The following is a 21,895-nucleotide window of genomic DNA, read 5'->3' on the forward strand; positions in this document are numbered from 1 at the left end:
TGCCATGTTCGCCCTGAACGACGACGAGCGGGTCATCACCGAGACGGCGGCCGCCTTCGCCGCCAAGCGCATTGCGCCGTACGCCCTGGAATGGGAAGCAGCTCAACACTTCCCGACCGACGTGTTGCGCGAGGCCGCCGAGCTCGGCATGGCGGCGATCTACTGCCGCGATGACGTCGGCGGCAGCGGGCTGCGCCGCCTCGACGGGGTGCGGATCTTCGAGCAGTTGGCCATCGCCGACCCCACAACCGCCGCGTTCCTGTCCATCCACAACATGTGCGCGTGGATGATCGACAGCTTCGGCACCGACGAACAACGCAAGGAATGGATTCCGCGGTTGGCGCCGATGGATGTCATCGCCAGCTACTGCCTCACCGAGCCGGGCGCGGGATCCGATGCCAGCGCGTTGAGCACCCGTGCGGTCAAGCAGGGCGGCGACTACGTGCTCGACGGCGTCAAGCAGTTCATCTCCGGGGCGGGCGCTTCGGACGTGTACGTGGTGATGGCCCGCACCGGCGGCGAGGGACCGCGCGGCATTTCGGCCTTCATCATCGAAAAGGGCACGCCGGGAATGAGTTTCGGTTCGCCCGAGGAGAAGATGGGCTGGCACGCCCAACCGACCGCACAGGTGATCCTGGAGGGAGTGCGGATCCCCGCCGACGCCATGCTCGGCGGCGCCGACGGCGAGGGCGCCGGGTTCGGCATCGCGATGAACGGCCTCAACGGCGGCCGGCTCAACATCGCGGCGTGTTCGCTCGGCGGTGCGCAGTCGGCCTTCGACAAGGCGGGGGCCTATGTGCGGGATCGGGAGGCGTTCGGCTCCGCACTGCTCGACGAGCCCACCATTCGCTTCACCCTGGCCGACATGGCGACGGGGCTGGAGACCTCGCGAATGATGTTGTGGCGGGCGGCAAGTGCGTTGGACACCGGCGATCCCAACAAGGTCGAGCTGTGCGCGATGGCCAAACGCTATGTCACCGACACCTGCTTCGACGTCGCGGACAAGGCGCTGCAACTCCATGGGGGCTACGGCTATCTGCGCGAGTATGGTCTGGAAAAAATCGTCCGCGATCTCCGGGTGCACCGAATCCTCGAGGGCACCAACGAAATCATGCGGGTGGTCATCGGCCGCGCGGAGGCCGGCCGATTTCGCGCTACCGCTTAGAAAGGCAGCAATGACAGAGCCTTTGAAGATCGCCTTCTTAGGGCTGGGGAACATGGGCGCGCCGATGTCGGCGAACCTGCTGGGCGCGGGCCATGCGGTGCGCGGGTTCGACCCGGTGCCCGCGGCGGCCGCGGCCGCGACCGAAGGCGGCGTCGAGGTGTTCGACAGCGCCGCCGATGCGGTGGCCGGGGCCGACGTGGTGATCACGATGCTGCCCAACGGGGACATCGTCAAACGCTGCTACGCCGAGGTGCTGCCGGTCGCGCGCGAAGGTGCGCTGTTCATCGACAGCTCCACGATCTCGGTGACCGACGCCCGCGAGGTGCACTCGCAGGCCCAGGCGCACGGGGTTGCACAGCTGGACGCACCGGTCTCCGGTGGGGTCAAGGGCGCCGTCGCCGGGACGCTGGCATTCATGGTCGGGGGCGACGAGTCCGCGGTGCAACGGGCACGGCCGGTGCTGGAACCCATGGCGGGCAAGGTTATTCACTGCGGTGCCGCCGGGGCGGGACAGGCCGCCAAGGTATGCAACAACATGGTGCTGGCGGTGCAGCAGATCGCGGTCGGCGAGGCCTTCGTACTGGCCGAGAAGCTCGGGCTGTCGGCGCAGTCGCTGTTCGACGTGATCACCGGCGCGACCGGCAACTGCTGGGCGGTGCACACCAATTGCCCGGTGCCGGGCCCGGTTCCGACATCGCCGGCCAACAACGATTTCAAACCCGGCTTCGCTACGGCGCTGATGAACAAGGACCTCGGGTTGGCGATGGACGCGGTGACGTCGACCGGTTCGGCCGCGCCGCTGGGCACACATGCCGCCGAGATCTACGCGAAGTTCGCAGCCGACCATGCCGACAAGGACTTCAGCGCCGTCATAGAAATGCTGCGCGGCTGACGACCTTCCGCAATGCGGTTGTCTCCGAAGGAGTATTCGATGATCGAAATACTGGATGACATGCCGGCGGGAGTTACCGGCATCCGGGTATCGGGCCGGTTGAACGCCGAAGATCTGCGCACCGTCAAGCCCGCCATGGAAGGGCTCGTGCAGGGCGGCGAGATCAGGATCGTGGAGGTCATCGCGTCCGATTACCAGGGCTTCGGACCCGGCGGGTTGGTCGAGGATCTGAAGTTGGGTCTGGGCTCCGTATTCAAGCATCATTCGGCGTTCAAGCGAATCGCGGTCGTGTCCGACAAGGAATGGGTCCGCCATACCCTGCACGCGCTGGCATGGATGGTCCCCGGCGAGCTCGCCGTGTTCGGGCTCGACGAACTCGACCGCGCCACACGGTGGGCCGCCGGTTAGAAGTCACCGGCGTTGCGGCGCAACGTTTCAATCGAGGACACCAGCGCCTGCGACTCGGCGGTTTCCATGCCGATATCGGCGAACACCTGCTCGTTGAGCGTGACGGTGGCGTCCTCCACCGTCGACCGGCCAAGCTCGGTGATCTGCACCAGTGTCGTGCGGCCATCGGTGGGGTGCGGGACCCGCTGAACCAGCCCGTCGGACTCCAGCCGGCGGATCGCGTGCGTGACGCTGGTGACGTGCACCTGTAGCCGGTCGGACGCCTTGGTGATGGGCAACGCCCCGGTCCGGCTGAACGCGAGCAACCGCAGCAATTCGTAGCGTGAGAAGCTCAGGTCATAGGGCCGTAGCGCCGTCTCGACACGGGCCAGCAGGATCTGATGCGCACGCATCACCGAGGTCACCGCGACCATGCCCTGCGAGACATCCCCCCAGCCCGCACGCTCCCAGTTGGTGCGTGCCGCGGCGATCGGGTCGCGCTTCTTATCGGGGGCCACGCCTTTTCTTACCGCACTTGCGGCAAAAGCGGGTCAACTGGCGCGATTCAGCCGGTGCTTACTTGCCGACCGCGGACAACACCGCCAGGGTGGATGCGCGGCTGCCCACGGTGATCCGCGCGCCGCCGTCCGGGTAGCAGCGCACCCGAAGCCCGCTGTCGGCGAACACCTCACTCCACGGCCGGCCCTGCGCACTCTTCGACGGCAGGTACATGAAGTTCGCGTGCGCGTCGGTGGTGTATATCCCCAGCGCGGACAGGCGCATCCGCAGATACCGCCGCTCGGAGGTGATCATCCGGATCCGTTGCAGCAGTTCGTCTTCAGCGTTGTAGGACGCCGTGACCGCGGGCAGGCTGGTCATCGCGATGCCGAACGGCAGCTGGTGTGACCACATCGTCGCCGCCAGCTCGGGTGCCGCCACCCCATAGCCGATCCGCAGCCCGGCCAGCCCGTAAGCCTTGGAAAACGTCCGCACCACCACGACATTGGGGAATCGCCGCGCCAGTGCCGAAACCTCGACCCGGTGTTCGGGTGCGGTGAATTCGATGTACGCCTCGTCGAGCAGGACGATGGTTTCGCTGCGCACGCGGCGCAGGAACCGGAACAGGTGCGACGTCGGCTCCAGCGTCCCGGTGGGGTTGTGCGGCCGGCACACCACGACGACGCGCGCGTTCGCGGCCGCGTCGGCCAGCCGGTCGAGGTCATTATGACCACCCTTGTCCAGCGGCACCGTCACCAAGTTCAGCCGCGCCATCTGCGCGATGATCGGGTAACCGTCGAAGGTGGGCGTCGACGTGACCATCGTGTCGCCCGCAATGGTCAGCGCCTGCAGGGTCTGCAGCACCACTCCCGTCGCGCCGGCGCCCAGCACCACCTGCTCCGAACCGACCCCGATGCGACCCGCTATCAGGTTGCGCAGCCGCTCGGGCAGGAATTCCGGATACCGGTTGGCCGCATCGATGGACTTGATCAACACCGACCGGACCGCGGGCAGCGGCGGGAACGGATTCTCGTTGAGCGACAAGGCCAGTGGATCAATTGCATCCGGGACGGAGTCATCGATCTCGGCGATGGCAGAACTTGCGACGGGTTGCATCAGTCTCGCCCGCCCCAGCGCACCGCCGCCGCACCGGCGAAGTCGCCGGCGTGGGCGAAGCCCGCCATCAGCACCACGTCGCCGGCCTTGAGCTGACCGTCGGAGATCGCACGATCCAGATTGACCGGGATCCCGGCACCGAACAGGTTGCCGCATTCCTCAAAGGTGTCCCGGTGACGTTCGGGCGGCAACTCCAGCGCGTCGCGCCAGTTGCGCAGAAACGCGCGGTTGGGCTGGTTGGTGACCATCAGATCGATATCCTTGGTGGACAATCCGATTCGGTCGCATACCGCGTACGCCACCTCGGGAACCTGCCGGTTGCCGCGGGCCAGCACCTTGGTGATCTTGCTTTCGGTGAAGCCGATGCTGCCCTCGCCGGGCCCCGCCTCCCACCACTTGCGCGGCGGATCGAAGGAGAGCGTCATCTCCCCGGCGTATTCACCGAAGGTGCGGCACTCGACATCCAGAATGGGCGACTTGTCGCTCACGGCGACCAATCCGACCGCGGCGCCGTCACCGGGCACCGCGGACTGTGCCTTGCGGCGAATCGTCGGCTGGTCGAAGAATTGGCCGGCCGCGTTCTGCGCGATCGCGATCAGCGCGGTCTGGCCTTCGCCGGACGACAGCAGTTTGCGGGCCACGTTGAGCGCCAACACAAATGCCGCACATCCACCGTTGTTCAGGTCGAGCACCCACGACGGTCGCAGACCAAGCCGGTGCGCGATGCCGCCACCTTGCCCGTAGAACGCCATGTCGGGTACCTGAGTGTGGGTGATCAGCACGTCGACGCCTTCGACGACGTCGTGGCCGTGCCGCTCGATCAGTCCTTGCACCGCGCGCTCGATCATGTCGATGGAACTCTCGTCCCGCGCAACGTGATGGCGAAACTTCGGAGCCCGGAACATGACGTTCTCACGGAGCTCGTCGGACTCGGCGAACTGCGCGTAGTACTCGGCGGGGATCGGCTCGCCGGGAAGATAGGTGGAGACGTCGATCAGGCTGACGTTTGGTTTACCCATGGTTGCTCATCTCATCCATTCGGGGGTCACCGGTAGGCCATTGCGGTGGCGGTACTCGGCGATTGCCTTGAGGTTCTTCATTTCCAGCAGGTGGCCGGCGCCGAACATGTCCCAGAAGTCGCCGACCCACACCGGGCGCTGCGCCGGCGCGGTCTCCGGATACGGGTTGTGGTCGTAGAACGGGTGATGGCAATTCGTCCACAGCACAACCGAACCCGGCTTGTCGAGAACCACCTGCGCGTCGATGACCCGCATCAGATAGATCATCCACAGGTGCTTGCCCTGATCCCACGCGCAGTGGTAGTCGACGGTGCGAGCCTGCTCGTTGGCGACGGTGCGCGTATAGATCTCGGTCTCCGAGCCGAGCCTGTCGTAGGCCAGCCACAAGCCGGGCTCGTCGGTCGGGGTGAAACCGCGCAGACTGTATGTCCACTCTTCGAGGCTGCGGGTGTCGGACAGGTACTCGAAAAGCTCGTCCGGCGGGCAGTCGACGTAATCGTTGACGGTGCAGTAATCCCCGAACACCTGATCGTGCGGGTATACCGATCGCATCATGTCCATGATGATCGGAGTGGCCTGCTCCCTAGGACTGGTTTCGATGCGAGTGACCCCATCGATAAGGTCGGGAATATCTTCAAGCGCTGGCAGCGACATTGGGGCATTTCTCCTTAACAGTCGGAATCTCGTCGATAGCAATGGTTTCGGTCTTCGCCGCGGTCAGGAATGGCGCGAAGGGCGGGATCTCGTCGGCGGCGCACTCCACGCTGACCACCGCCGGGCCGTCGATGCCGAGCGCGGTGCCCATCGCCGCGGCGAGTCCTGCTGCGTCGCTGACGTCGATCGACGTCAGGCCCGGAAACATGGCCGCCAGCCCGGCGCCGAGCTGGCTGGGCCGAAATCGGTTGTAGCTGTAGAGGTTGTCGTAGAACAGCTGCTCGCGAGTCACACACATCGCGTGCGCATTGTTGTTGAACAACACGAAGGTCACCGGCAACCGGTATTGCACCGCGGTGTGAACTTCCATGCCGTGCATGAAAAACGCTCCGTCACCGGCGATCACCACGGTGCGCCCGGGCGGCCGTCCGCTATTGGCCCGCCCGAAAGCCATTCCGATGCCGGCCCCGAAGCTATAGCCCATGCCGCCCATGCCCAGTGCGACCGTGAATCTGCCGCCCCGCCGGGCCGGCAGGTAATGCACCGCCGACGCGCCGGTGTTGCCCGCGTCGACCACGATGTCGGCGCGGTCGGGCAGGACGCGGTCGAGCACGGCCATCGCGTCGCGGTAGCGTAGGCCCTCGCCAACCCATGACGGGGGCTTCAATTCGGAGCGAGACACCGCATCGGGCACCCGCACGCCCGTCGGACGCCCGCTGCCGGACAGGGCATTAGTCAGCATCCGCAGCGAGCTACGCAGGTCGTCGGTGTGTACGTGCGTGCACGGAACATAAGGCCGCGCAGAGCCGATCGAGACGGTGCGCACCGCCGACAGGGCGTCGTCGAGCCCGGCGCGGGCCGTGACCGACAGTCGGGTACCGACCACAAGGCACACGGCGCTGGCGGCCACCGCTTCGGCGACACCCGGGTGGCCCATCACGCCGGTTACCCCCAGCGCGGACGACGACCCGAATCCCGGTGTGCCGGAGGCATCTTTGGCGTCCGGCACGGTGGCCACCCGGGCCCGCAACAGTGCGCGCAGCTCCTCGAGCTCGGCACGGGCGTTGTCACGAGCCACCTGCTCGCCGGCGATGATGGTGATCGGTCCGTCGACATTGCGCAGCACCGGAATGATCGGCTGCGGGTTTCCGATCGGCCGCGGGTCGTTAGCGATACCGCGGGATCGATCGGCGTAGACGAAGGCCTGCTGAATGTCCTTGGGCAGCAACAGCACTGCCGGTCCCCCGGTGCGCGCCGCGGCGATGGCCCGCGACATTGCCGCACCGATATCGGCCGGCCGCAGCACCCGCTCGCAGAACACCGACACCGTGGAGAAAACCGCTTCGGCGTTCAGCGATCCGTTGTTGCCGCTGGTGTCCTGAAAGCTGCCGCGGCCATCCATCGTCGTCGGTGCCTGGCCGACCAGCGCCAGCACCGGAACCCGGCTCGTCAGCGACTCCCCAAGGCCCGCTACAAGATTCAGCGCGCCGCCACCCGACGTCGCGGCCACCACACCGAGCCCGCCGCCGCTGCGGCTGTATCCGTCGGCCATCGTTGCGGCGGAGAACTCGTGCTTGGCCAGGACGCCGGTGATGTCGGACCGGAAATGTGCGGCGTCGTAAAGGTCTTCGATGTTGGCGCCGTCCACACCGAAGATGTGGTCGACGCCGACCGAGGCCAGACTTTCGACGATGTGGTCGACAACGCGGTGCTTCCGAGGCATCTGCTCACCTAAAGTTCGATTGAGACGATGCCTAAGGCACGAGTCAGGTGAGCCGCCGGTTCACCTGACGGGTTCTACAGCGAGCGCTGCAACAAAACCTGCCCACTATCGGCGGCCACCACTTGCACGGCGGCGATCTGTTCGATCGGTGTCGAGATGCTCGCGGCGGGCGTCGCGGTGTGGCCGGGTTCGGCCACCCAGGTCGCCAACCGGGTCTGGCTGCCGTCACGACCGACCACAACCATCGCCAGCGTGTCATGGTGCGCGTACGGCGGAGCCAGGCAGACGCACTTCAAGTTGATGGCCGTCCCCCAGTGCTGGCTGGAAATCTGCACCGTCGACGTCAGCAGGTTGGTGCCCACTTGCGCCATCTCCGACGACGCGGCCACCGACTGGACAGGCGCCGCCGGCGTGGTGTGACCCTGGACGCCGACGAACACGCCGACCGCCAGCACCGCGGCCGCAGCCGACGAGGCCACCCAGGTGATCGCCCGGGTGCGGCGGCGGCGCCAGGCCACCTTCGCCAGCAACGACGGCAGCAGCTCGGGCGAGGGCTCCGGGGTAACCGGTGGGATGCCGCCGGACTGCGCGATCGCGGCGGCTTCTTCACTATCAAGCTGCGAAAGCAGGGCCGGCACGCCACTGAGCTCAGCGACGGCCTCCCGGCACGCCGCGCAGTGGACCATGTGCCCTTCGAATTCCCGGCGGTCGACCGACGACAGCGACCCCAGCACGTATGCGGCATCCCACATCGCGTAGCGGTGATTGTCACCCATGATCAAACCAAAGACCTCGTTGTCGCCGGGCGGGCCTACACCTCGGATCGGCGTCTTCATTTCATCCATCTCCTGTCACCCTTCAAGCATTCGGAGCCGATGACCACACGGATTGGTGGTTGGGCTGTCATCGAGTAACTCCGAGTTCCTGCAGAGTGAGCCGCAAAGCCCGCACGGCATAGTGTAGTCGCGACTTCACGGTTCCTTCGGCAATGTCAAGGTCTCCAGCAATCTGCGCGGTGGTCCAGCCGCGGTAGTACGAACGTTCGATGACGGCGCGGTGTTCCGCGGACAGTTGCGTCATCGCATCGGCGATCAACAGCCGGTCCAGGGCGGCGTTGACCTCGTCGGGCGTGGCCTGCTCGGGCGCTCCGTCTTCGTCGAGCGAGCCGACCACGTTGCGATACCGGGCGCTGCGCCGATCGTCGATGATCATGTTCCGGGCAACGGTGAACAACCAGGCACGCGCCGACCGCTCGGTGTCGCCGACGACCTCCGGATGTTGCCAGGCTCGCAGCAGCGTTTCCTGAACGACGTCCTCGGCATGGGCGGCGTCGCCGGTCAGCCGCAGCGCGTAACGCCACAGCACGGCAGCGTGCTCGTCGTAGAGCGCCTTCATCAACGCAGCTTCTGCCGCCGCGGTACCAGCGCCCCGGGCCACTCGATCACCTCCTGCCAATTGACACGAGTGGAGTAGGTGTTTGGTTCGAGGTTCAGCTCAAGGTGAGAATGCGGGGCCCGTCGTCAGTGACCGCCACGGTGTGCTCCCAGTGCGCCGCACGCGATCCGTCGGTCGTGGTGACCGTCCAGTCGTCGTCGAGCACCCGCGTTTTGCCTGTTCCAAGCGTCAGCATCGGCTCGATGGCCAGCACCGAACCGGGGGCCAGCAGCGGTCCGCGGCCCGGGGATCCCTCGTTGGGCAGGAACGGGTCCATGTGCATCTGCCGGCCGATGCCGTGGCCGCCGTAGCCCTCCACGATGCCGAACGCGCGGCCGTGGCGAACCTCGGCGGCACGCGTCCCCATCTCGATGGCGTGCGCGACGTCGGTCAACCGGTTACCGGGGATCATTGCCGCGATTCCGGCTTCCAGCGACTCTCGGGTCGCCACGGACAGTGCTTCGTCGCTGGGGTCGAGCGCCCCGACGCCGAACGTGATCGCCGCGTCGCCGTGCCAGCCCTGCAGAATCGCGCCGCAGTCGATGGACACCAGGTCACCGGGGGCCAGTATTTCCGCCGCGGAGGGGATGCCGTGCACCACCCGGTCGTTCACCGACGCGCAGATCGACGCCGGGTAGCCGTGATAGCCCAGGAACGACGGCGTCGCCCCCGCCTCCCGGATCGCCGACTCGGCGATTTGGTCCAGACTCAGCGTGGAAACCCCGGCGACCGCGGCCGCGTGCACCGCCTGCAGCGCGGCGGCAACCACGGCACCTGCCGCGGCCATCGCGTCGAGTTCGCCGGCGCTGCGCTGCGGCACTACCTTGCGACTGCGCAGCCGCGCCAGCGCGCGCATCGTTACTTGCCCAGCGCTCGCAGCGCGCGGGCGAATACCTCGTCCAACGATCCGATCGCGTCGACGGTCTTCAATTGGTCGTGGTAGTACTCCAGCAGCGGAGCGGTTTCGTCGCGATAGACCTTGAATCGGTTGAGGATGACGTCCTCGGTGTCGTCGGCGCGGCCGCGGCCCTTCAGCCGTTGCAACAGTTCGTCCTCCGACACCCGGAATTCCAGGACCGCGTCGATGTCGGTGCCCCGGCGTCCCAGCATTTCGTGCAGCGCCTTGGCCTGTTCGATCGAGCGGGGGTAGCCGTCCAAAATGAAGCCGCCGGCCGTGTCCGGGTCGTTCAGCCGGTCGTCGACGAGCTGGTTGGTCAGCTCGGAGGGCACCAGGTCGCCGGCATCCAGGTAGCGCTTGGCCTCCAGGCCCAGCTTGGTGCCCTGCCCGATGTTGCTCCGGAACAGATCCCCGGTGGAGATCTGCGGGATCCCGAGCTTTTCGCTGAGTTTCTCCGACTGTGTACCTTTACCCGCCCCCGGTGGCCCCAGCAAAACGACTCTCACTTGAGGAACCCTTCGTAGTTGCGCTGCATCAGCTGACTCTCGATCTGTTTGACCGTATCCAACCCGACGCCAATCATGATCAGAACCGCCGTACCACCGAATGGCAGGTTCTGCACCGCCCCCGCGTTTCCGATCTGCAGGAACAGGTTGGGCAGCACTGCGATCGCACCGAGGTAGATCGAGCCCGGCAGTGTGATCCGGCTCAGCACGAAGCGCAAATAGTCGGCGGTGGGCTTGCCCGGCCGGATACCGGGGATGAAGCCGCCGAACTTCTTCATTTCGTCAGCGCGCTCGTCGGGGTTGAACGTGATCGACACATAGAAGTACGTGAAGAAGATGATGAGCCCGAAGTAGATGCCGATGTAGACCGGATCGCTCGGGTCGGACAGGTACGTGCCGACGAACTTGTCCCACCAGCTGTTGCCCACGCCTCCGCTGCCACTGCGGATCAACTGGGTGATCAGGTGCGGAATGTAGATCAGCGACGACGCGAAGATGACCGGGATAACACCGGCCTGGTTCACCTTGAGCGGCAGATACGTCGAGGTCCCGCCGTACATGCGCCGGCCCACCATGCGCTTGGCGTACTGCACCGGGATACGGCGCTGGCCCTGCTCGACGAACACCACGCCGACGATGATGAGCAGCGCGGCGAGCAGAACGGCGGTGAAGATCATGCCGCCGCGGCTGTCCAGGATCGTCTTGCCTTCCGACGGTATGCGGGCGGCGATGCCGACGAAGATCAGCAGCGACATGCCATTGCCGATGCCGCGCTCGGTGATCAGCTCGCCCATCCACATCACCAGCGCCGCGCCGCTCGTCATCACCAGCACGATGACGACCAGGGTGAAGATGCTCTGGTCGGCGATGATGTCCAGCGAGCAGCCCTGCAGCAGACCTCCGTTGGCCGCCAGCGCCACGATGCTGGTGGCCTGCAGAATCGCCAGGGCGATCGCCAGATAGCGCGTGTACTGCGTCATCTTGGCCTGGCCGGACTGGCCTTCCTTACGCAATTCCTCGAAGCGTGGAATCACCACGGTGAGCAGCTGCACGATGATGCTGGCGGTGATGTAGGGCATTACGCCCACCGCGAACACGGTTAGCTTGAGCAGCGCACCGCCGGAGAACAGGTTGATCAGCGAGTAAATCTGTCCCGCTTCACCACCGCTGGCCTCTTTGATGCACTGCTGGACGTTCGGAAAGTTGACGCCGGGCGACGGCAGCGCCGCACCCACGCGATACAGCACGACAATGCCAAGCGTGAAGAGGATCTTCCGTCTCAAGTCGACTGTTCGCAGCGACGAGATGAAAGCCGAAAGCACTTCTATCCTCCTGCGCGGCCGGGGTTATCCTGCGTTACGCGCGCTCAACACCCGCAGGCCAGGACGTACGGCGTCACGCGTCGAATCGTGTACGAGACTAACAGCTGGTCGGACCGGATCCTCAAAAGGGCGTCATGGAGCCGTGCCAAATGGGCTCAAAAAATTCAGGAAGCGGACAGCCTCGAGGCGTAGAGTTTTGTCAGCTCGTTGCATTTGCTAAGTATCAAAGCTGGCTGTCGACGATTGAGGAGCACCATGACACGCACCGACCAAGACAGTTGGGATCTGGCCTCCAGCGTCGGCGCGACGGCCACGATGGTCGCCGCGGCCCGCGCGGTGGCCAGCAATGAGGACAACCCGATCATCAACGACCCCTTCGCGGGGCCGTTGGTGCGAGCGGTCGGGCTGGATTTCTTCACCCGGGTGGTCGACGGCGAGCTGACCGCCGCCGAAACACCCGAGGGCGGCCTGGGCGACCTGCAGGTCGAGACCGACTCGATCGCGGTGCGCACTCGCTTCTTCGACGATTTCTTCCTCAACGCCGCGCGCGACGGGATCCGCCAGGCGGTGATTCTGGCCGCCGGCCTCGACGCGCGCGCCTACCGGCTGTCCTGGCCGAAGGGCAGCGTGGTCTACGAGGTCGATCAGCCCCAAGTCATCGAGTTCAAGACCACCGCGATGTCGAGCCTGGGCGCGGCACCGTCCGCCGAGCGGCGCACCGTCAGCATCGATCTTCGCGACGACTGGCCGGCGGCCCTGCGCAGCAGCGGGTTTGACGTGACCCAGCCGACGTCGTGGAGCGCCGAGGGGTTGCTGATGTATCTGCCGCCGGAGGCGCAGGACCGGCTGTTCGACAACATCACCTCGCTGTCCGCGCCTTCAAGCGTGCTGGCGACCGAGTTTCATCCGCCGTCCGAGACGACGATGTCGGAGCGGGCTCAGGAATTCAACCAGCGGTGGCTCAATCTGGGCTGCGACATCGACCTGTCGGGATTGTTCTTCGACGGCGAGCGCAGTGACGTCGTCGAGTATCTGAGCGGCCATGGCTGGCAGGTGAGCTCGCGGCCGCGTCGCGAACTGTTCGCCGACTACGGCCGCGACTTCCACGACAGCGAGGCGCTGTCCCAACTTCGCAACATCGTCTCTGTTACCGCAACTCTTCGTTAGGAGCGCCGCATGACGAACACCGACAGCAAGCGATTTGACGGCGACAGTTGGGATTTGGCGTCCAGCGTGGGAGCCACCGCCACCGCGGTGGCGGCCCGCCGGGCGATGGCGTCCAAGGGACCGAACCCGCTGATCGACGATCCCTTCGCCGAGCCGCTGGTCAACGCCGTCGGCGTCGACGCCTTCATCCGGATGATGAACGGCCAGGTCGAGGTGTCCGAGGACGATCCCGCCTTCACCCCGCAGCGGCTCAGCGAAGGCATGGCGGTACGCACCCGCTACTTCGACGCCTTCTTTCTGGAGGCCGCCGAGGCCGGCGTGCGCCAGGGCGTCATTCTCGCGTCCGGGCTGGACACCCGTGCCTACCGGTTGCCATGGCCGGACGGCACCGTGCTCTACGAGATCGACCAGCCGCAGGTGATCGAGTTCAAGACCCGCACCCTGGCCGATCTCGGCGCGACCCCGACCGTCGATCGCCGGACGGTCGCGATCGACCTGCGTGACGACTGGGTAGGCGCGTTGCGCGGCAACGGATTCGACTCGACCCAGCCGACGGCCTGGATCGCCGAAGGACTGCTCGGGTACCTACCGCCGGACGCCCAGGATCGCCTGTTCGACAACATCACCGCGCTGTCGGCTCCCGGCAGCCGCATCGGCACCGGCTACGTCCCGGACATGCGCGACCGCGTCGAAAAGCGGGGCCGCGAGATGAGCGAACGCTGGCGCCGGATGGGGCTGGATCTCAACTGGTCCGAACTGGTCTACACCGGTGAGCGCAACGACGTGGCGTCTTACCTTGGCGAACGAGGCTGGCAGACGACGGTGCGCAGCACCCCGGAGATGTACGCGCACAACGGATTTGAGTTCCCCACCGAACCGTCCATGGTCGCCTTCGGCGACATCAAATACCTATCGGCGACCTTAGGAGGCTGAGCATGACGCGTACCGACCAAGACACCTGGGACCTGGCCTCGAGCGTGGGGGCAACCGCGACCTGGGTCGCCGCCTGCCGCGCTCTTGCCGGCAAGCAAGCGGGCGCCCTGATCGACGATCCATTCGCCGATCCGTTGGTTCGCGCGGTGGGTGCGGACTTCTTCATCAAAGTGCTTGACGGCGAAATCACCGATGAGACCGGCGGCCTCGACCCCGACGCGGACCCCGACGAGGAGTTCAACCTGCAGCGGATGGTCAACATGATGGCCGTGCGCACCCGGTATTTCGACGACTTCTTCACCGACGCGACCGCCGCCGGCATCCGGCAGGTCGTGATCCTTGCGGCGGGCCTGGACTCGCGTGCCTACCGGTTGGATTGGCCCACGGGCACCGTCGTGTACGAGGTCGACCAGCCGGCGGTCATCGACTTCAAGACCACCGCGTTGTCGAACTTGGGCGCCGAGCCCACCGCACAGCGCCGGACGGTTGCCGTCGACCTGCGCGATGATTGGCTAAACGCGTTGCGCCAAGCCGGTTTTGACGAGACAAAGCCCGCGGCGTGGAGCGCCGAGGGCCTGCTGATGTACCTGCCCCCGGAGGCGCAGGACCGGTTGTTCGACGCCATCACCACGCTCAGCGCACCGGGCAGCCGGCTGGCGACCGAATACCACCGCGACGGCATGCCCCTGCTCGAGAAGCGCGCCAAGGCGATGGCCAGGCGCTGGGGGCAATTCGGCTTCGACACCGACGTGTCGGCGCTCGTCTATCACGGTGAACGCACCCCGGCCGCGGATTACCTGAGCGCGGCCGGCTGGCACATTACGGCGCGCACCCGCGCCGATCAGTTCGCCAAGGCCGGGCTGCCCGTGCCACCGGGCGAAGGCCTCAAGGCACTGGAGAACCACATTTCGGTGGTCGCCGTCCTGCAGTAGCCGGTCAGGCCGGTTTGGCCGCCGGAGCGCGAACCACCAACGGCACGGCGGGGAAACACCACGCCAGCTCCGAGCGCGACTTACGCAGCACGGCAGTGCCGTAGCCCCGCTTGCGGTGGTCGGGGTGAATCCAGATCCGCACGTTGACTTCGCCGTGGGCGAGCTCGCCGAAGACCATCCCGACCTTCTCGCCGGAATCGACGGCGACGAACCAGGCCGCTTCTTCGTCGTCGACGCGACGCAGTGCCGCACGGATCTCGTCGTCGAGATTGCCCGCCGGTCCGCCGGATCCATCGCCGGCAGCACCGATCTCCTCGGTGCGGGTGGCGAACAGGTCGCGGTCCTCGGCGGCCGAGAACGGCCGAAGCTCCAGGCTCTCCCCCGAGCTCGCCGGCCGCTCCCCGAGCGTGAAGCTCAGCTGCTTGTTCAGGTCCTCGAGTTCGGCGAGGATCTTGCGGCGCGAATCGATGGTGAGCTGTTCGAAGCACATGCCCATCACCGCTTCGGCGGCGAGGTGGGAGGTGTCGAGCAATTTGACGATCCCCTCGACCGCGGCCGCTTTGTTTTCCGACTCCACCACGACGTCGGCAATTTCATGCCGGCGTTCAAGAGCTTTCAACAGGGCGTCTGCGATCTCTCTCCGGGCGGCTTTGCGGTCCTGGTCGGTCATTGCACCAGCCTAGAACGCCAACCCGGGAACCGCGCTAGATCCTCGAGTCTGAGGCCCGCGACGGCCAGTCTCCCAGCTCCAGGAATCGCCGGTAGCGGTCCTGCACCGGGGTCGCCCAGGCGCGATCGGGATCGACGATGCGCTCGGTGCGGGCCCAGCGCGCGGCATCGGCGATCGACGTCTCCAGCCCGGCCGCCATGCGGCCCAAAAAAGCCGCGCCCAGCGCCGCGCCCTCGGCCACCCCGGAAACCTCCACGGGCCGGCCGGTGGCGTCGGCGATTGCCTGCATCCAGGGCTGAAGCCGGGTCCCACCACCGGTTGCCACGATGCGCGACACCGGAGCCCCGCTCAGCTCGATCAGCTGACGCACGACGAAGCCCGATGCCTCGTAGGCGGCCCTGCGCAGCGCGGCGGGGCCGTGGGTGAGATCGACGCCGTCGAGCACGGCCCGGCGGTCCGGGTCGTGGAACGGTGTGCGTTCCCCGCGAATGTAGGGCGACCACACCGGGACCCGGCGCGGATCGACGGACGCCGGGTCACCGGGTCCGATGACGCGGTCCACCCAGCCCAGAAACAGCCCGCCGGCGTTGCTGGCGCCACCGATCTGGCTTTTGGGCGCCTTGGTGTGCGGAATGGTCCATAGCCCCGGCACCTGACGAGCCTCGGGGACGGTCACCCACACGATCAGCGTGGTGCCACACATCACCAGCACCTCGCCGTCGCGATCGGCGCCGGCCACCATCTGCTCACACAGCGCGTCAACGGCGCCTGTCGCCAGCACGGTTCGGGTCCCGGGTAGCTGCCCGGCCGCGGCGCCGATCGTCTCCACCCGGGGCAGCTGCGCGGCAGTGGCGCCGCGTTCGGCGCACGCCTCCCGGTTCCACCCGGTGCCGTCGAACAGGGGGTACGAGGTGGCCGCGGTGGCGAAGTCGATCACTGCCTCGCCCGCCAGGGCGTGGTTGGCCACTGCCGGCGCCGGCCAGTACCCGGCCGCCTCGGGGGCTTCGACGGCCATCCAGCGCAGGAACTCGGCGGCTTCGCCCAGCGCGGGAAGCGGCTGATCGCCGTCGACCCGTCCGCGCTCGTCACCGTAGAGCAACCCCGGCATGAAGGGCCGGCCCGCGGCGTCGACGGCCGTCAGCGAGGGAACCATCGCCGAAACGGCCACCGCGCGGGGCTCGGGCCCGGAAAGCAGCGGGCGCAGCTGATCCAGGGCCGCCAAAGGGCCGCGCCGCCAAGCCTCGTCGGCATCGTGCTCGAGCCGGTTGGGCGTCGGCACCCGAACCTGATGCGGAATGCGCGCCCGCGCCGTCACGCGGCCATCGGCGTCGGCGGCGACCGCTTTGACCGCCGTGGTCCCGATGTCGATGCCAATCGTGACGCCGTTACGTGACACGGGCGTCACCGTACGCCAGCATTGGCATTCGTGACATCAAGACCGCGTGCCCTGGTGACGGCCCCGCTGCGTGGTCGGGGGTTCGACAAACTCCGGCAGCTCGCCGATGTGGTGTACGACCCCTGGATCGAGGCGACCCCGCTGCGGATCTACAGCCCCGAGCAGTTGGCCGAACGGATCGGCGCCGAAGCCGCCGACGTCGTTGTGGTGGAGAGCGACTCGGTGCGCGGGCCGGTGTTCGACGCGAGTCTGCGTGCGATCGCCTCCACCCGCGGCGACCCCAACAACGTCGACATCGCCGGGGCCACCGCTGCGGGCATCCCGGTGCTGAACACGCCGGGCCGCAACGCCGACGCGGTCGCCGAGATGGCGGTGGCCCTGCTGCTGGCCGCCACCCGCCACCTGCTGACCGCCGACGCGGATGTGCGCAGCGGCAACATGTTTCGCGACGGCGGCATTCCTTATCAGCGGTTCAGGGGTGCCGAGATCGCGGGGCGCACCGCGGGGCTGGTGGGGCTGGGCGCCGTCGGCCGGGCGTTGCGATGGCGGCTGACGGGGCTGGGCATGCGGGTCATCGCCCACGACCCGTATCACGACGAAGCCCGGCACAGCCTCGACGAACTGCTGAGCGAGGCCGACGTCATCTCGCTGCACGCACCGGTCACCGACGACACCACGGGAATGATCGGCGCCACTGAATTCGCCGCCATGCGCGACGGCGTGGTTTTCCTCAACACCGCCCGCGCGCAACTGCACGACACCGACGCGCTCGTCGAGGCGCTGCGCGGCGGCAAGGTGGCCGCGGCGGGACTGGACCATTTCGTCGGCGAGTTTCTGGCCACCGATCATCCGTTGGTGGGCATGCCCAATGTCGTGCTGACCCCGCACATCGGCGGGGCGACCTGGGACACTGAGGCACGGCAGGCGCAGATGGTCGCCGACGATCTGGAAGCGTTGCTATCCGGCAACACGCCCGCCCATATCGTCAACCCGGAGGTGCTGGGGTCATGAAGTTCGTGGACAACCCGGAAGCCGCGGTGCTGGACGCGGCCAAAGACATGCTGCGCCGCGGGCTCGTCGAGGGAACCGCCGGCAACATCTCCGCGCGACGGTCCGACGGCAACATCGTGATCACCCCCTCGTCGGTCGACTATCGCGACATGGCGCTCGACGATCTGGTGCTGATCGACGCGCAAGGCGCTGTGCAGCACGCCAAGGACGGCCGGTCGCCGTCGTCGGAAATGCAGCTGCACCTGGCGGCCTATCAGGCGTTCGACGACATCGGCAGCGTCATTCACAGTCACCCCGTCTGGGCGACCATGTTCGCCATCGCGCATCAGCCGATTCCGGCCTGCATCGACGAATTCGCGGTCTACGTCGGCGGCGACGTTCGCTGCGCCGACTACGCCGCATCGGGCACACCCGATGTGGGGGGTAACGCCGTCAAGGCACTGGAAGGCCGCGGCGCGGCCCTGATCGCCAACCACGGCCTGGTCGCGGTGGGCCCCCGCCCGGACAAGGTCCTGCATATCACCGCACTCGTCGAGCGCACCGCTCAAATTGTCTGGGGTGCAAGGGCTCTCGGTGGGCCGGTGCCGATTCCCGAAGACGTGAACCGCAACTTCGCCGGCGTCTACGGCTACCTGCGCGCCAATCCTCTATGAGCCGCGCACAGCTGGGCCGCGCCTGCGTGACCCGCATCGTTGAGTTTCAGTTCGAGTTGGGGACAACGTCTTTCGCTCAAACCCCGCCGTCCGAATGGCACCACAACGCCGACCTGCTGGTGCCGGACTTCTTCGATCCCGACACCGAGAAATGGCGCATCGCGGTGCAAAGCTGGGTCGTCGAGGTGGACGGACTGACCGTCGTGGTGGACACCGGCGTCGGCAACGACCGTCAGCGCCCGCACATGCCGCCGCTGGATCAGCTGAACACCGCGTTCCTCGCGGGGTGGGAGTCGGCCGGCATCGACCGCAGCGCCGTGGACGTGGTGATCAACACCCACATCCATTCCGACCACGTCGGATGGAACACGATGCTCGACGACGACACCTGGGTACCGACGTTCCCCAACGCCCGATATCTCGCGCCCGCAGCCGATTACCGCTACTTCGCACCCGACGGACCGGTCGCGCGGCGATCGCCGCGCACCGAGCAAGAGGCCACCGCGCAGCGCGGCGATCAGCTGGTCTTCGCCGACAGCGTGCTGCCGATCGACGAGGCGGGCCAGCTCGTCCAATGGTCCGACGACTATCTGATCAGCCCGTCACTGCGACTGCGGGCCGCGGCAGGACACACGCCCGGCTCCTCGGTGCTGTGGCTGGATGCTGGGGTGCCCGCGGTGTTCGTCGGCGACATCACGCACAGCCCGCTGCAAGTGCGCCGACCCGCCGACCCCTGCGCCTTCGACGTCGACGCCCCCGCTGCCGCCGCCACCCGGCACCGCATCTTCACCGAGGCCGCGCAGACGCGCGCCACCGTGATCCCCGCGCACTACCCCGGCCACGGCGGCGCATCGATCCGCACCGTGGCCGACCAATTCGAAGTCGACGAGTGGCTGGACATCGAAAAGCTATGACCTATCGGGTGATTCAATGGTCTACCGGCAACATCGGCAAGCGGGCACTGGGTGTCCTGATCGACCGCAACGATTTCGAGGTGGTCGGCGTCCATGCCTACGGATCTGACAAAGTCGGCCGTGACGCGGGAGTTCTCGGCGAGCGTCCCCCGATCGGTGTGGCCGCGACCGACGATGTCGACGCGCTGATCGAGCTGGCACCGGATTGCGTCAACTACATGCCGCGCGCCATCGACTTCGAACTGGTGGCCAGGCTGCTGCGCAGCGGCATCAACGTGGTGACCACGGGAGACTTCCTGACCGGTTCCTATCACCCGACGGAGCGTGCGGCGCTCGAGGCGGCGGCGCACGATGGCGGCGCGACCTTCCTGGGCACGGGTTTCGAGCCGGGTTTCATCAATGTCGTCGCCGGTTTCCTCACCGGCGCGTGCCGAAAAGTGGACAGCGTCAAGCTCGTTGAAACGTTGGACTGCACCACCTATCCCGTTCAAGACGTCTGGAAGGTACTCGGATTCGGCAAGCCCCCGCGGGGCCGGGTGAAATCGATTGATCCACAGACCCAACGGTATGGCCTCGGCTACTTCGAGACGCTCGACATGATCGCCGGCATGCTCGGCGTCGAGCTCGACTCGACGGAGGCATTCGTCGAGAACGCGGTTCTGACACGGGATTTGCAGCTGGGGTGGACGGACTACGCGGCCGGCACGACCGGCGGTCAACGCCGCAGCTACCGCGGTTACCGCAACGGCCGCCCGGTGATCGAGCTGGCGATCTGCTGGACGATGAGCAGCGACGCGCTCGATCCCCAATGGGAAGACCCTGAGGGTTTCAGCGTGGTGATCGACGGCGAACCGTACGTCGACGCGACGATCCGGTTCGGCCATCCGGGTCAGGATGCGATGACCGTATTGATGGACAGTACTGCCGTCGCGGCGGTCAATGCCGTACCCTTCCTCTGCGATGCGCCCCCGGGCGTCATTACCCCAATTGATCTGCCGATCATCGGATCTCGGGGCGCGATGGCCTAGGTGGCCCGCAGCCGCCAGCCTCGCGGCGGCAGGCCGTGGATCCGGCTGAACTGCCGGCTGAAATAGCCGGGGTCGAAAATCCCGACCCGCCGGGCGACCTCGGCGACCGGCAGATCCGTTTCCTCCAGCAAGGTGCGCGCTTCGGTCATCCGGCGTTCGATGATCCACTCCTGCACGGTGCGTCCGGTGCGGCGCCGCACCACTGTGGTGAGATGCCCCGGCGTCATACCGAGTTCGCCCGCCACGTCGCGCAGCGACAACGCCTCGGCGTAACGGCGCTCGATCACCGCGAACACGTCGGCCAGTAGCGGCTCACCGCTGCGCTTCAGGTCGGCCACCACGTCGCGGGCCAGCCGCGCCAGCTCGATCAGCAATAGCGTCAGGTGCGCCAGGGCCGCCTGCCGATGGCCCTCCTGCCGGGCGGTCAGTTCGGTTTCGATCGAACGGACCGCGTTGTCCCACAAGGATCGTCGATCTTCGGGAATCTCGAGCCGCAACACCCCACCGGACTGCCCGTGCAGAAACGGGAAGAGCACCGGGTGGCCCCGCCACGCCGGCCACGGCGAGCGCGCGTCCTCACCCAACGCGGCGGGATCGAAGAACACCGCGACACCGGCCTCGAGATGTTCCAGCTGCCCCGGGTCGAGCACCTCGCCCGGGGCGGCCACGTACACCAGGCCCGCCACGGGGACGTACCACAGGGCCGGGAAATCGTGAATGTGACGACGCCGCTCGCCGAGGTCTCCGATGTGACGGTGCACCGACACCGGAGAGGCGCCCGGGCCGGTCCGATACTGGTAGATCGGCACACCGCCGCGGTAGTCGATCAGCCGAGCTGCTTGCGTCACAATTGCAGAAGATAGTCCAATTTTTGGCGATGATCACCCAATTCTATGGTCAGCCAGTGGTCCAGTATGGCTTCTGTGACGAAACATCCTCCACATGACTACCTGCCCGCCACTGGCCACGCAGCTTTCCTGCCCGCATACGACTTGATCGCGAGGCTCATGGGCCTGGGCAGCGTCTACCAGCGGCTGGTCAGCCAGGCGGATATCGCCGCCGGTCACCACGTCCTGGAAATAGGTTGCGGCACGGGGAATCTCACGATTCGAGCCAAGCGCGCCCAACCCTCGGCCGACGTGACCGGTTGCGATCCGGACCCGCGCATCCTGGCGGTCGCGAAGCGGAAGGCCGGCGGATTGACCGGCATCCGCTTCGAGCAGGGTTACGCCGAACGGCTTCCCTACGCCGACGGCGAATTCGACCGGGTCCTGTCGTCGATGATGCTGCATCACATCAACGACGATGCGAAACCGGCGGCGGCGGCCGAGATATTTAGGGTACTGCGTCCCGGCGGACGCCTGCACCTGGTCGACATCAGCGGCGACACGACCAGCGGCGGCTTGGTGTCACGGCGCATCCGGCACAACCATCACGCGGCCGGCAACCTCGGCGACGCCGTGCCCAGACTGCTCCGCTCGGCGGGATTCGACTGCACCGAACTCGCCACCACGCGGCAACGGATCGTGGGCCAACTCAGCTTCTACCAGGCCATCCGACCCGTCTAGCGGGTTGCC

The 21,895-nt window shown here is 66.8% G+C and carries 24 protein-coding genes; 11 read left to right on the forward strand and 13 right to left on the reverse strand.

Features of this window, described 5'->3' with window-relative positions:
• Positions 1-4 precede the first annotated feature (4 nt).
• Genes G6N55_RS12380 through G6N55_RS12390 form a run of 3 tightly spaced genes read left to right on the forward strand, consistent with a single transcriptional unit; the run spans position 5 to position 2,465 of the window.
• Positions 5-1,165, forward strand: coding sequence for an acyl-CoA dehydrogenase family protein (locus G6N55_RS12380; protein WP_085224534.1), 1,161 nt, complete (start codon positions 5-7; stop codon positions 1,163-1,165).
• A gap of 10 nt (positions 1,166-1,175) precedes the next feature.
• Entirely contained in the window at positions 1,176-2,057 is an 882-nt protein-coding gene (gene mmsB, locus G6N55_RS12385; RefSeq protein ID WP_085224536.1) for a 3-hydroxyisobutyrate dehydrogenase, read from the forward strand.
• Between the two features lie 39 nt (positions 2,058-2,096).
• A complete protein-coding gene (locus G6N55_RS12390) occupies positions 2,097-2,465 on the forward strand; it encodes a SpoIIAA family protein (protein ID WP_085224632.1) in 369 nt (122 codons plus the stop codon).
• Here G6N55_RS12390 and G6N55_RS12395 read toward each other — a convergent pair.
• The 10 genes from G6N55_RS12395 to secY form a co-directional block, all read right to left on the reverse strand.
• Positions 2,462-2,962 (reverse strand): MarR family transcriptional regulator, encoded by a 501-nt coding sequence (locus G6N55_RS12395; RefSeq protein ID WP_085224538.1) that lies wholly within the window; start codon positions 2,960-2,962, stop codon positions 2,462-2,464. The genes G6N55_RS12390 and G6N55_RS12395 overlap by 4 nt on opposite strands.
• Positions 2,963-3,020: 58 nt before the next feature.
• A complete protein-coding gene (locus G6N55_RS12400) occupies positions 3,021-4,058 on the reverse strand; it encodes a pyridoxal phosphate-dependent aminotransferase (RefSeq protein WP_085224540.1) in 1,038 nt (345 codons plus the stop codon).
• Entirely contained in the window at positions 4,058-5,077 is a 1,020-nt protein-coding gene (locus G6N55_RS12405) for a 3-oxoacyl-ACP synthase III family protein (protein ID WP_085224542.1), read from the reverse strand. Before G6N55_RS12405 ends, G6N55_RS12400 begins: the two co-directional genes overlap by 1 nt.
• A 6-nt stretch (positions 5,078-5,083) precedes the next feature.
• Positions 5,084-5,731: an SRPBCC family protein gene (locus G6N55_RS12410; RefSeq protein WP_085224544.1), complete on the reverse strand. Its 648-nt coding sequence runs from the start codon at positions 5,729-5,731 to the stop codon at positions 5,084-5,086.
• Positions 5,712-7,454, reverse strand: coding sequence for a thiamine pyrophosphate-binding protein (locus G6N55_RS12415; protein ID WP_085224546.1), 1,743 nt, complete (start codon positions 7,452-7,454; stop codon positions 5,712-5,714). The genes G6N55_RS12410 and G6N55_RS12415 overlap by 20 nt, the downstream gene beginning before the upstream one ends.
• Positions 7,455-7,528: 74 nt before the next feature.
• Positions 7,529-8,299, reverse strand: a complete 771-nt coding sequence (locus G6N55_RS12420) for an anti-sigma factor family protein (RefSeq protein WP_085224548.1) — start codon at positions 8,297-8,299, stop codon at positions 7,529-7,531.
• Positions 8,300-8,357: 58 nt separating this feature from the next.
• Complete coding sequence (locus G6N55_RS12425) at positions 8,358-8,891, reverse strand: sigma-70 family RNA polymerase sigma factor (protein ID WP_085224551.1); 534 nt, start codon at positions 8,889-8,891, stop codon at positions 8,358-8,360.
• A gap of 52 nt (positions 8,892-8,943) precedes the next feature.
• A complete protein-coding gene (gene map / locus G6N55_RS12430) occupies positions 8,944-9,744 on the reverse strand; it encodes a type I methionyl aminopeptidase (protein ID WP_085224553.1) in 801 nt (266 codons plus the stop codon).
• Between the two features lie 2 nt (positions 9,745-9,746).
• A complete protein-coding gene (locus tag G6N55_RS12435) occupies positions 9,747-10,292 on the reverse strand; it encodes an adenylate kinase (RefSeq protein ID WP_085224555.1) in 546 nt (181 codons plus the stop codon).
• Entirely contained in the window at positions 10,289-11,614 is a 1,326-nt protein-coding gene (secY, locus tag G6N55_RS12440) for a preprotein translocase subunit SecY (RefSeq protein WP_085224557.1), read from the reverse strand. The genes G6N55_RS12435 and secY overlap by 4 nt, the downstream gene beginning before the upstream one ends.
• A 255-nt stretch (positions 11,615-11,869) precedes the next feature.
• Between secY and G6N55_RS12445 the strand changes: the two genes are divergently transcribed.
• Genes G6N55_RS12445 through G6N55_RS12455 form a run of 3 tightly spaced genes read left to right on the forward strand, consistent with a single transcriptional unit; the run spans position 11,870 to position 14,646 of the window.
• Positions 11,870-12,781, forward strand: a complete 912-nt coding sequence (locus tag G6N55_RS12445) for a class I SAM-dependent methyltransferase (protein WP_085224559.1) — start codon at positions 11,870-11,872, stop codon at positions 12,779-12,781.
• 9 nt (positions 12,782-12,790) lie between these two features.
• Positions 12,791-13,714, forward strand: a complete 924-nt coding sequence (locus G6N55_RS12450; protein WP_085224561.1) for a class I SAM-dependent methyltransferase — start codon at positions 12,791-12,793, stop codon at positions 13,712-13,714.
• Positions 13,715-13,716: 2 nt separating this feature from the next.
• A complete protein-coding gene (locus G6N55_RS12455; protein ID WP_085224563.1) occupies positions 13,717-14,646 on the forward strand; it encodes a class I SAM-dependent methyltransferase in 930 nt (309 codons plus the stop codon).
• A 4-nt stretch (positions 14,647-14,650) separates the two neighbouring features.
• On the opposite strand, the gene G6N55_RS12460 is transcribed toward G6N55_RS12455, so the two are convergent.
• Both G6N55_RS12460 and G6N55_RS12465 read right to left on the reverse strand, forming a co-directional pair.
• Entirely contained in the window at positions 14,651-15,316 is a 666-nt protein-coding gene (locus tag G6N55_RS12460; RefSeq protein WP_085224565.1) for a GNAT family N-acetyltransferase, read from the reverse strand.
• A gap of 34 nt (positions 15,317-15,350) precedes the next feature.
• A complete protein-coding gene (locus G6N55_RS12465; RefSeq protein ID WP_085224634.1) occupies positions 15,351-16,712 on the reverse strand; it encodes a xylulokinase in 1,362 nt (453 codons plus the stop codon).
• Positions 16,713-16,742: 30 nt separating this feature from the next.
• Here G6N55_RS12465 and G6N55_RS12470 point away from each other — a divergent pair, with 30 nt between their 5' ends.
• From G6N55_RS12470 to G6N55_RS12485, 4 genes are read left to right on the forward strand one after another with little or no spacing between them, the layout of a single operon-like run.
• Positions 16,743-17,723, forward strand: a complete 981-nt coding sequence (locus tag G6N55_RS12470; protein WP_085224566.1) for an NAD(P)-dependent oxidoreductase — start codon at positions 16,743-16,745, stop codon at positions 17,721-17,723.
• Positions 17,720-18,376 carry an L-fuculose-phosphate aldolase gene (locus G6N55_RS12475; RefSeq protein WP_085224568.1) on the forward strand — a complete coding sequence of 219 codons (657 nt, stop codon included), beginning with the start codon at positions 17,720-17,722 and terminating at the stop codon, positions 18,374-18,376. Before G6N55_RS12470 ends, G6N55_RS12475 begins: the two co-directional genes overlap by 4 nt.
• Positions 18,373-19,290, forward strand: a complete 918-nt coding sequence (locus tag G6N55_RS12480; protein WP_085224570.1) for an MBL fold metallo-hydrolase — start codon at positions 18,373-18,375, stop codon at positions 19,288-19,290. The genes G6N55_RS12475 and G6N55_RS12480 overlap by 4 nt, the downstream gene beginning before the upstream one ends.
• Positions 19,287-20,318 (forward strand): NAD(P)H-dependent amine dehydrogenase family protein, encoded by a 1,032-nt coding sequence (locus G6N55_RS12485; RefSeq protein WP_085224572.1) that lies wholly within the window; start codon positions 19,287-19,289, stop codon positions 20,316-20,318. Before G6N55_RS12480 ends, G6N55_RS12485 begins: the two co-directional genes overlap by 4 nt.
• Here the strand turns inward: G6N55_RS12485 and G6N55_RS12490 are convergent.
• Positions 20,315-21,166 (reverse strand): helix-turn-helix transcriptional regulator, encoded by an 852-nt coding sequence (locus tag G6N55_RS12490; RefSeq protein ID WP_085224573.1) that lies wholly within the window; start codon positions 21,164-21,166, stop codon positions 20,315-20,317. The two genes, G6N55_RS12485 and G6N55_RS12490, sit on opposite strands and share 4 nt — an antisense overlap.
• A gap of 75 nt (positions 21,167-21,241) precedes the next feature.
• On the opposite strand from G6N55_RS12490, the gene G6N55_RS12495 reads away from it, so the two are divergent.
• On the forward strand, positions 21,242-21,886 hold the full coding sequence (locus G6N55_RS12495) for a class I SAM-dependent methyltransferase (RefSeq protein WP_372517576.1): 645 nt from the start codon (positions 21,242-21,244) through the stop codon (positions 21,884-21,886).
• Positions 21,887-21,895 lie beyond the last annotated feature (9 nt).

The organism is Mycobacterium florentinum (assembly GCF_010730355.1).
Taxonomy (GTDB): domain Bacteria; phylum Actinomycetota; class Actinomycetes; order Mycobacteriales; family Mycobacteriaceae; genus Mycobacterium; species Mycobacterium florentinum.

Bases quoted from the DNA above. Each gene is read 5' to 3' on its own strand.
- G6N55_RS12420 (WP_085224548.1), bottom strand. From the start codon at position 8,299: ATGGATGAAATGAAGACGCCGATCCGAGGTGTAGGCCCGCCCGGCGAC.
- G6N55_RS12415 (WP_085224546.1), bottom strand. From the start codon at position 7,454: ATGCCTCGGAAGCACCGCGTTGTCGACCACATCGTCGAAAGTCTGGCC.
- G6N55_RS12485 (WP_085224572.1), top strand. From the start codon at position 19,287: ATGACCTATCGGGTGATTCAATGGTCTACCGGCAACATCGGCAAGCGG.
- G6N55_RS12400 (WP_085224540.1), bottom strand. From the start codon at position 4,058: ATGCAACCCGTCGCAAGTTCTGCCATCGCCGAGATCGATGACTCCGTC.
- G6N55_RS12480 (WP_085224570.1), top strand. From the start codon at position 18,373: ATGAGCCGCGCACAGCTGGGCCGCGCCTGCGTGACCCGCATCGTTGAG.
- G6N55_RS12405 (WP_085224542.1), bottom strand. From the start codon at position 5,077: ATGGGTAAACCAAACGTCAGCCTGATCGACGTCTCCACCTATCTTCCC.
- G6N55_RS12460 (WP_085224565.1), bottom strand. From the start codon at position 15,316: ATGACCGACCAGGACCGCAAAGCCGCCCGGAGAGAGATCGCAGACGCC.
- map (WP_085224553.1), bottom strand. From the start codon at position 9,744: ATGCGCGCGCTGGCGCGGCTGCGCAGTCGCAAGGTAGTGCCGCAGCGC.
- G6N55_RS12380 (WP_085224534.1), top strand. From the start codon at position 5: ATGTTCGCCCTGAACGACGACGAGCGGGTCATCACCGAGACGGCGGCC.
- G6N55_RS12450 (WP_085224561.1), top strand. From the start codon at position 12,791: ATGACGAACACCGACAGCAAGCGATTTGACGGCGACAGTTGGGATTTG.
- G6N55_RS12445 (WP_085224559.1), top strand. From the start codon at position 11,870: ATGACACGCACCGACCAAGACAGTTGGGATCTGGCCTCCAGCGTCGGC.
- mmsB (WP_085224536.1), top strand. From the start codon at position 1,176: ATGACAGAGCCTTTGAAGATCGCCTTCTTAGGGCTGGGGAACATGGGC.
- G6N55_RS12410 (WP_085224544.1), bottom strand. From the start codon at position 5,731: ATGTCGCTGCCAGCGCTTGAAGATATTCCCGACCTTATCGATGGGGTC.
- G6N55_RS12475 (WP_085224568.1), top strand. From the start codon at position 17,720: ATGAAGTTCGTGGACAACCCGGAAGCCGCGGTGCTGGACGCGGCCAAA.
- G6N55_RS12390 (WP_085224632.1), top strand. From the start codon at position 2,097: ATGATCGAAATACTGGATGACATGCCGGCGGGAGTTACCGGCATCCGG.
- G6N55_RS12455 (WP_085224563.1), top strand. From the start codon at position 13,717: ATGACGCGTACCGACCAAGACACCTGGGACCTGGCCTCGAGCGTGGGG.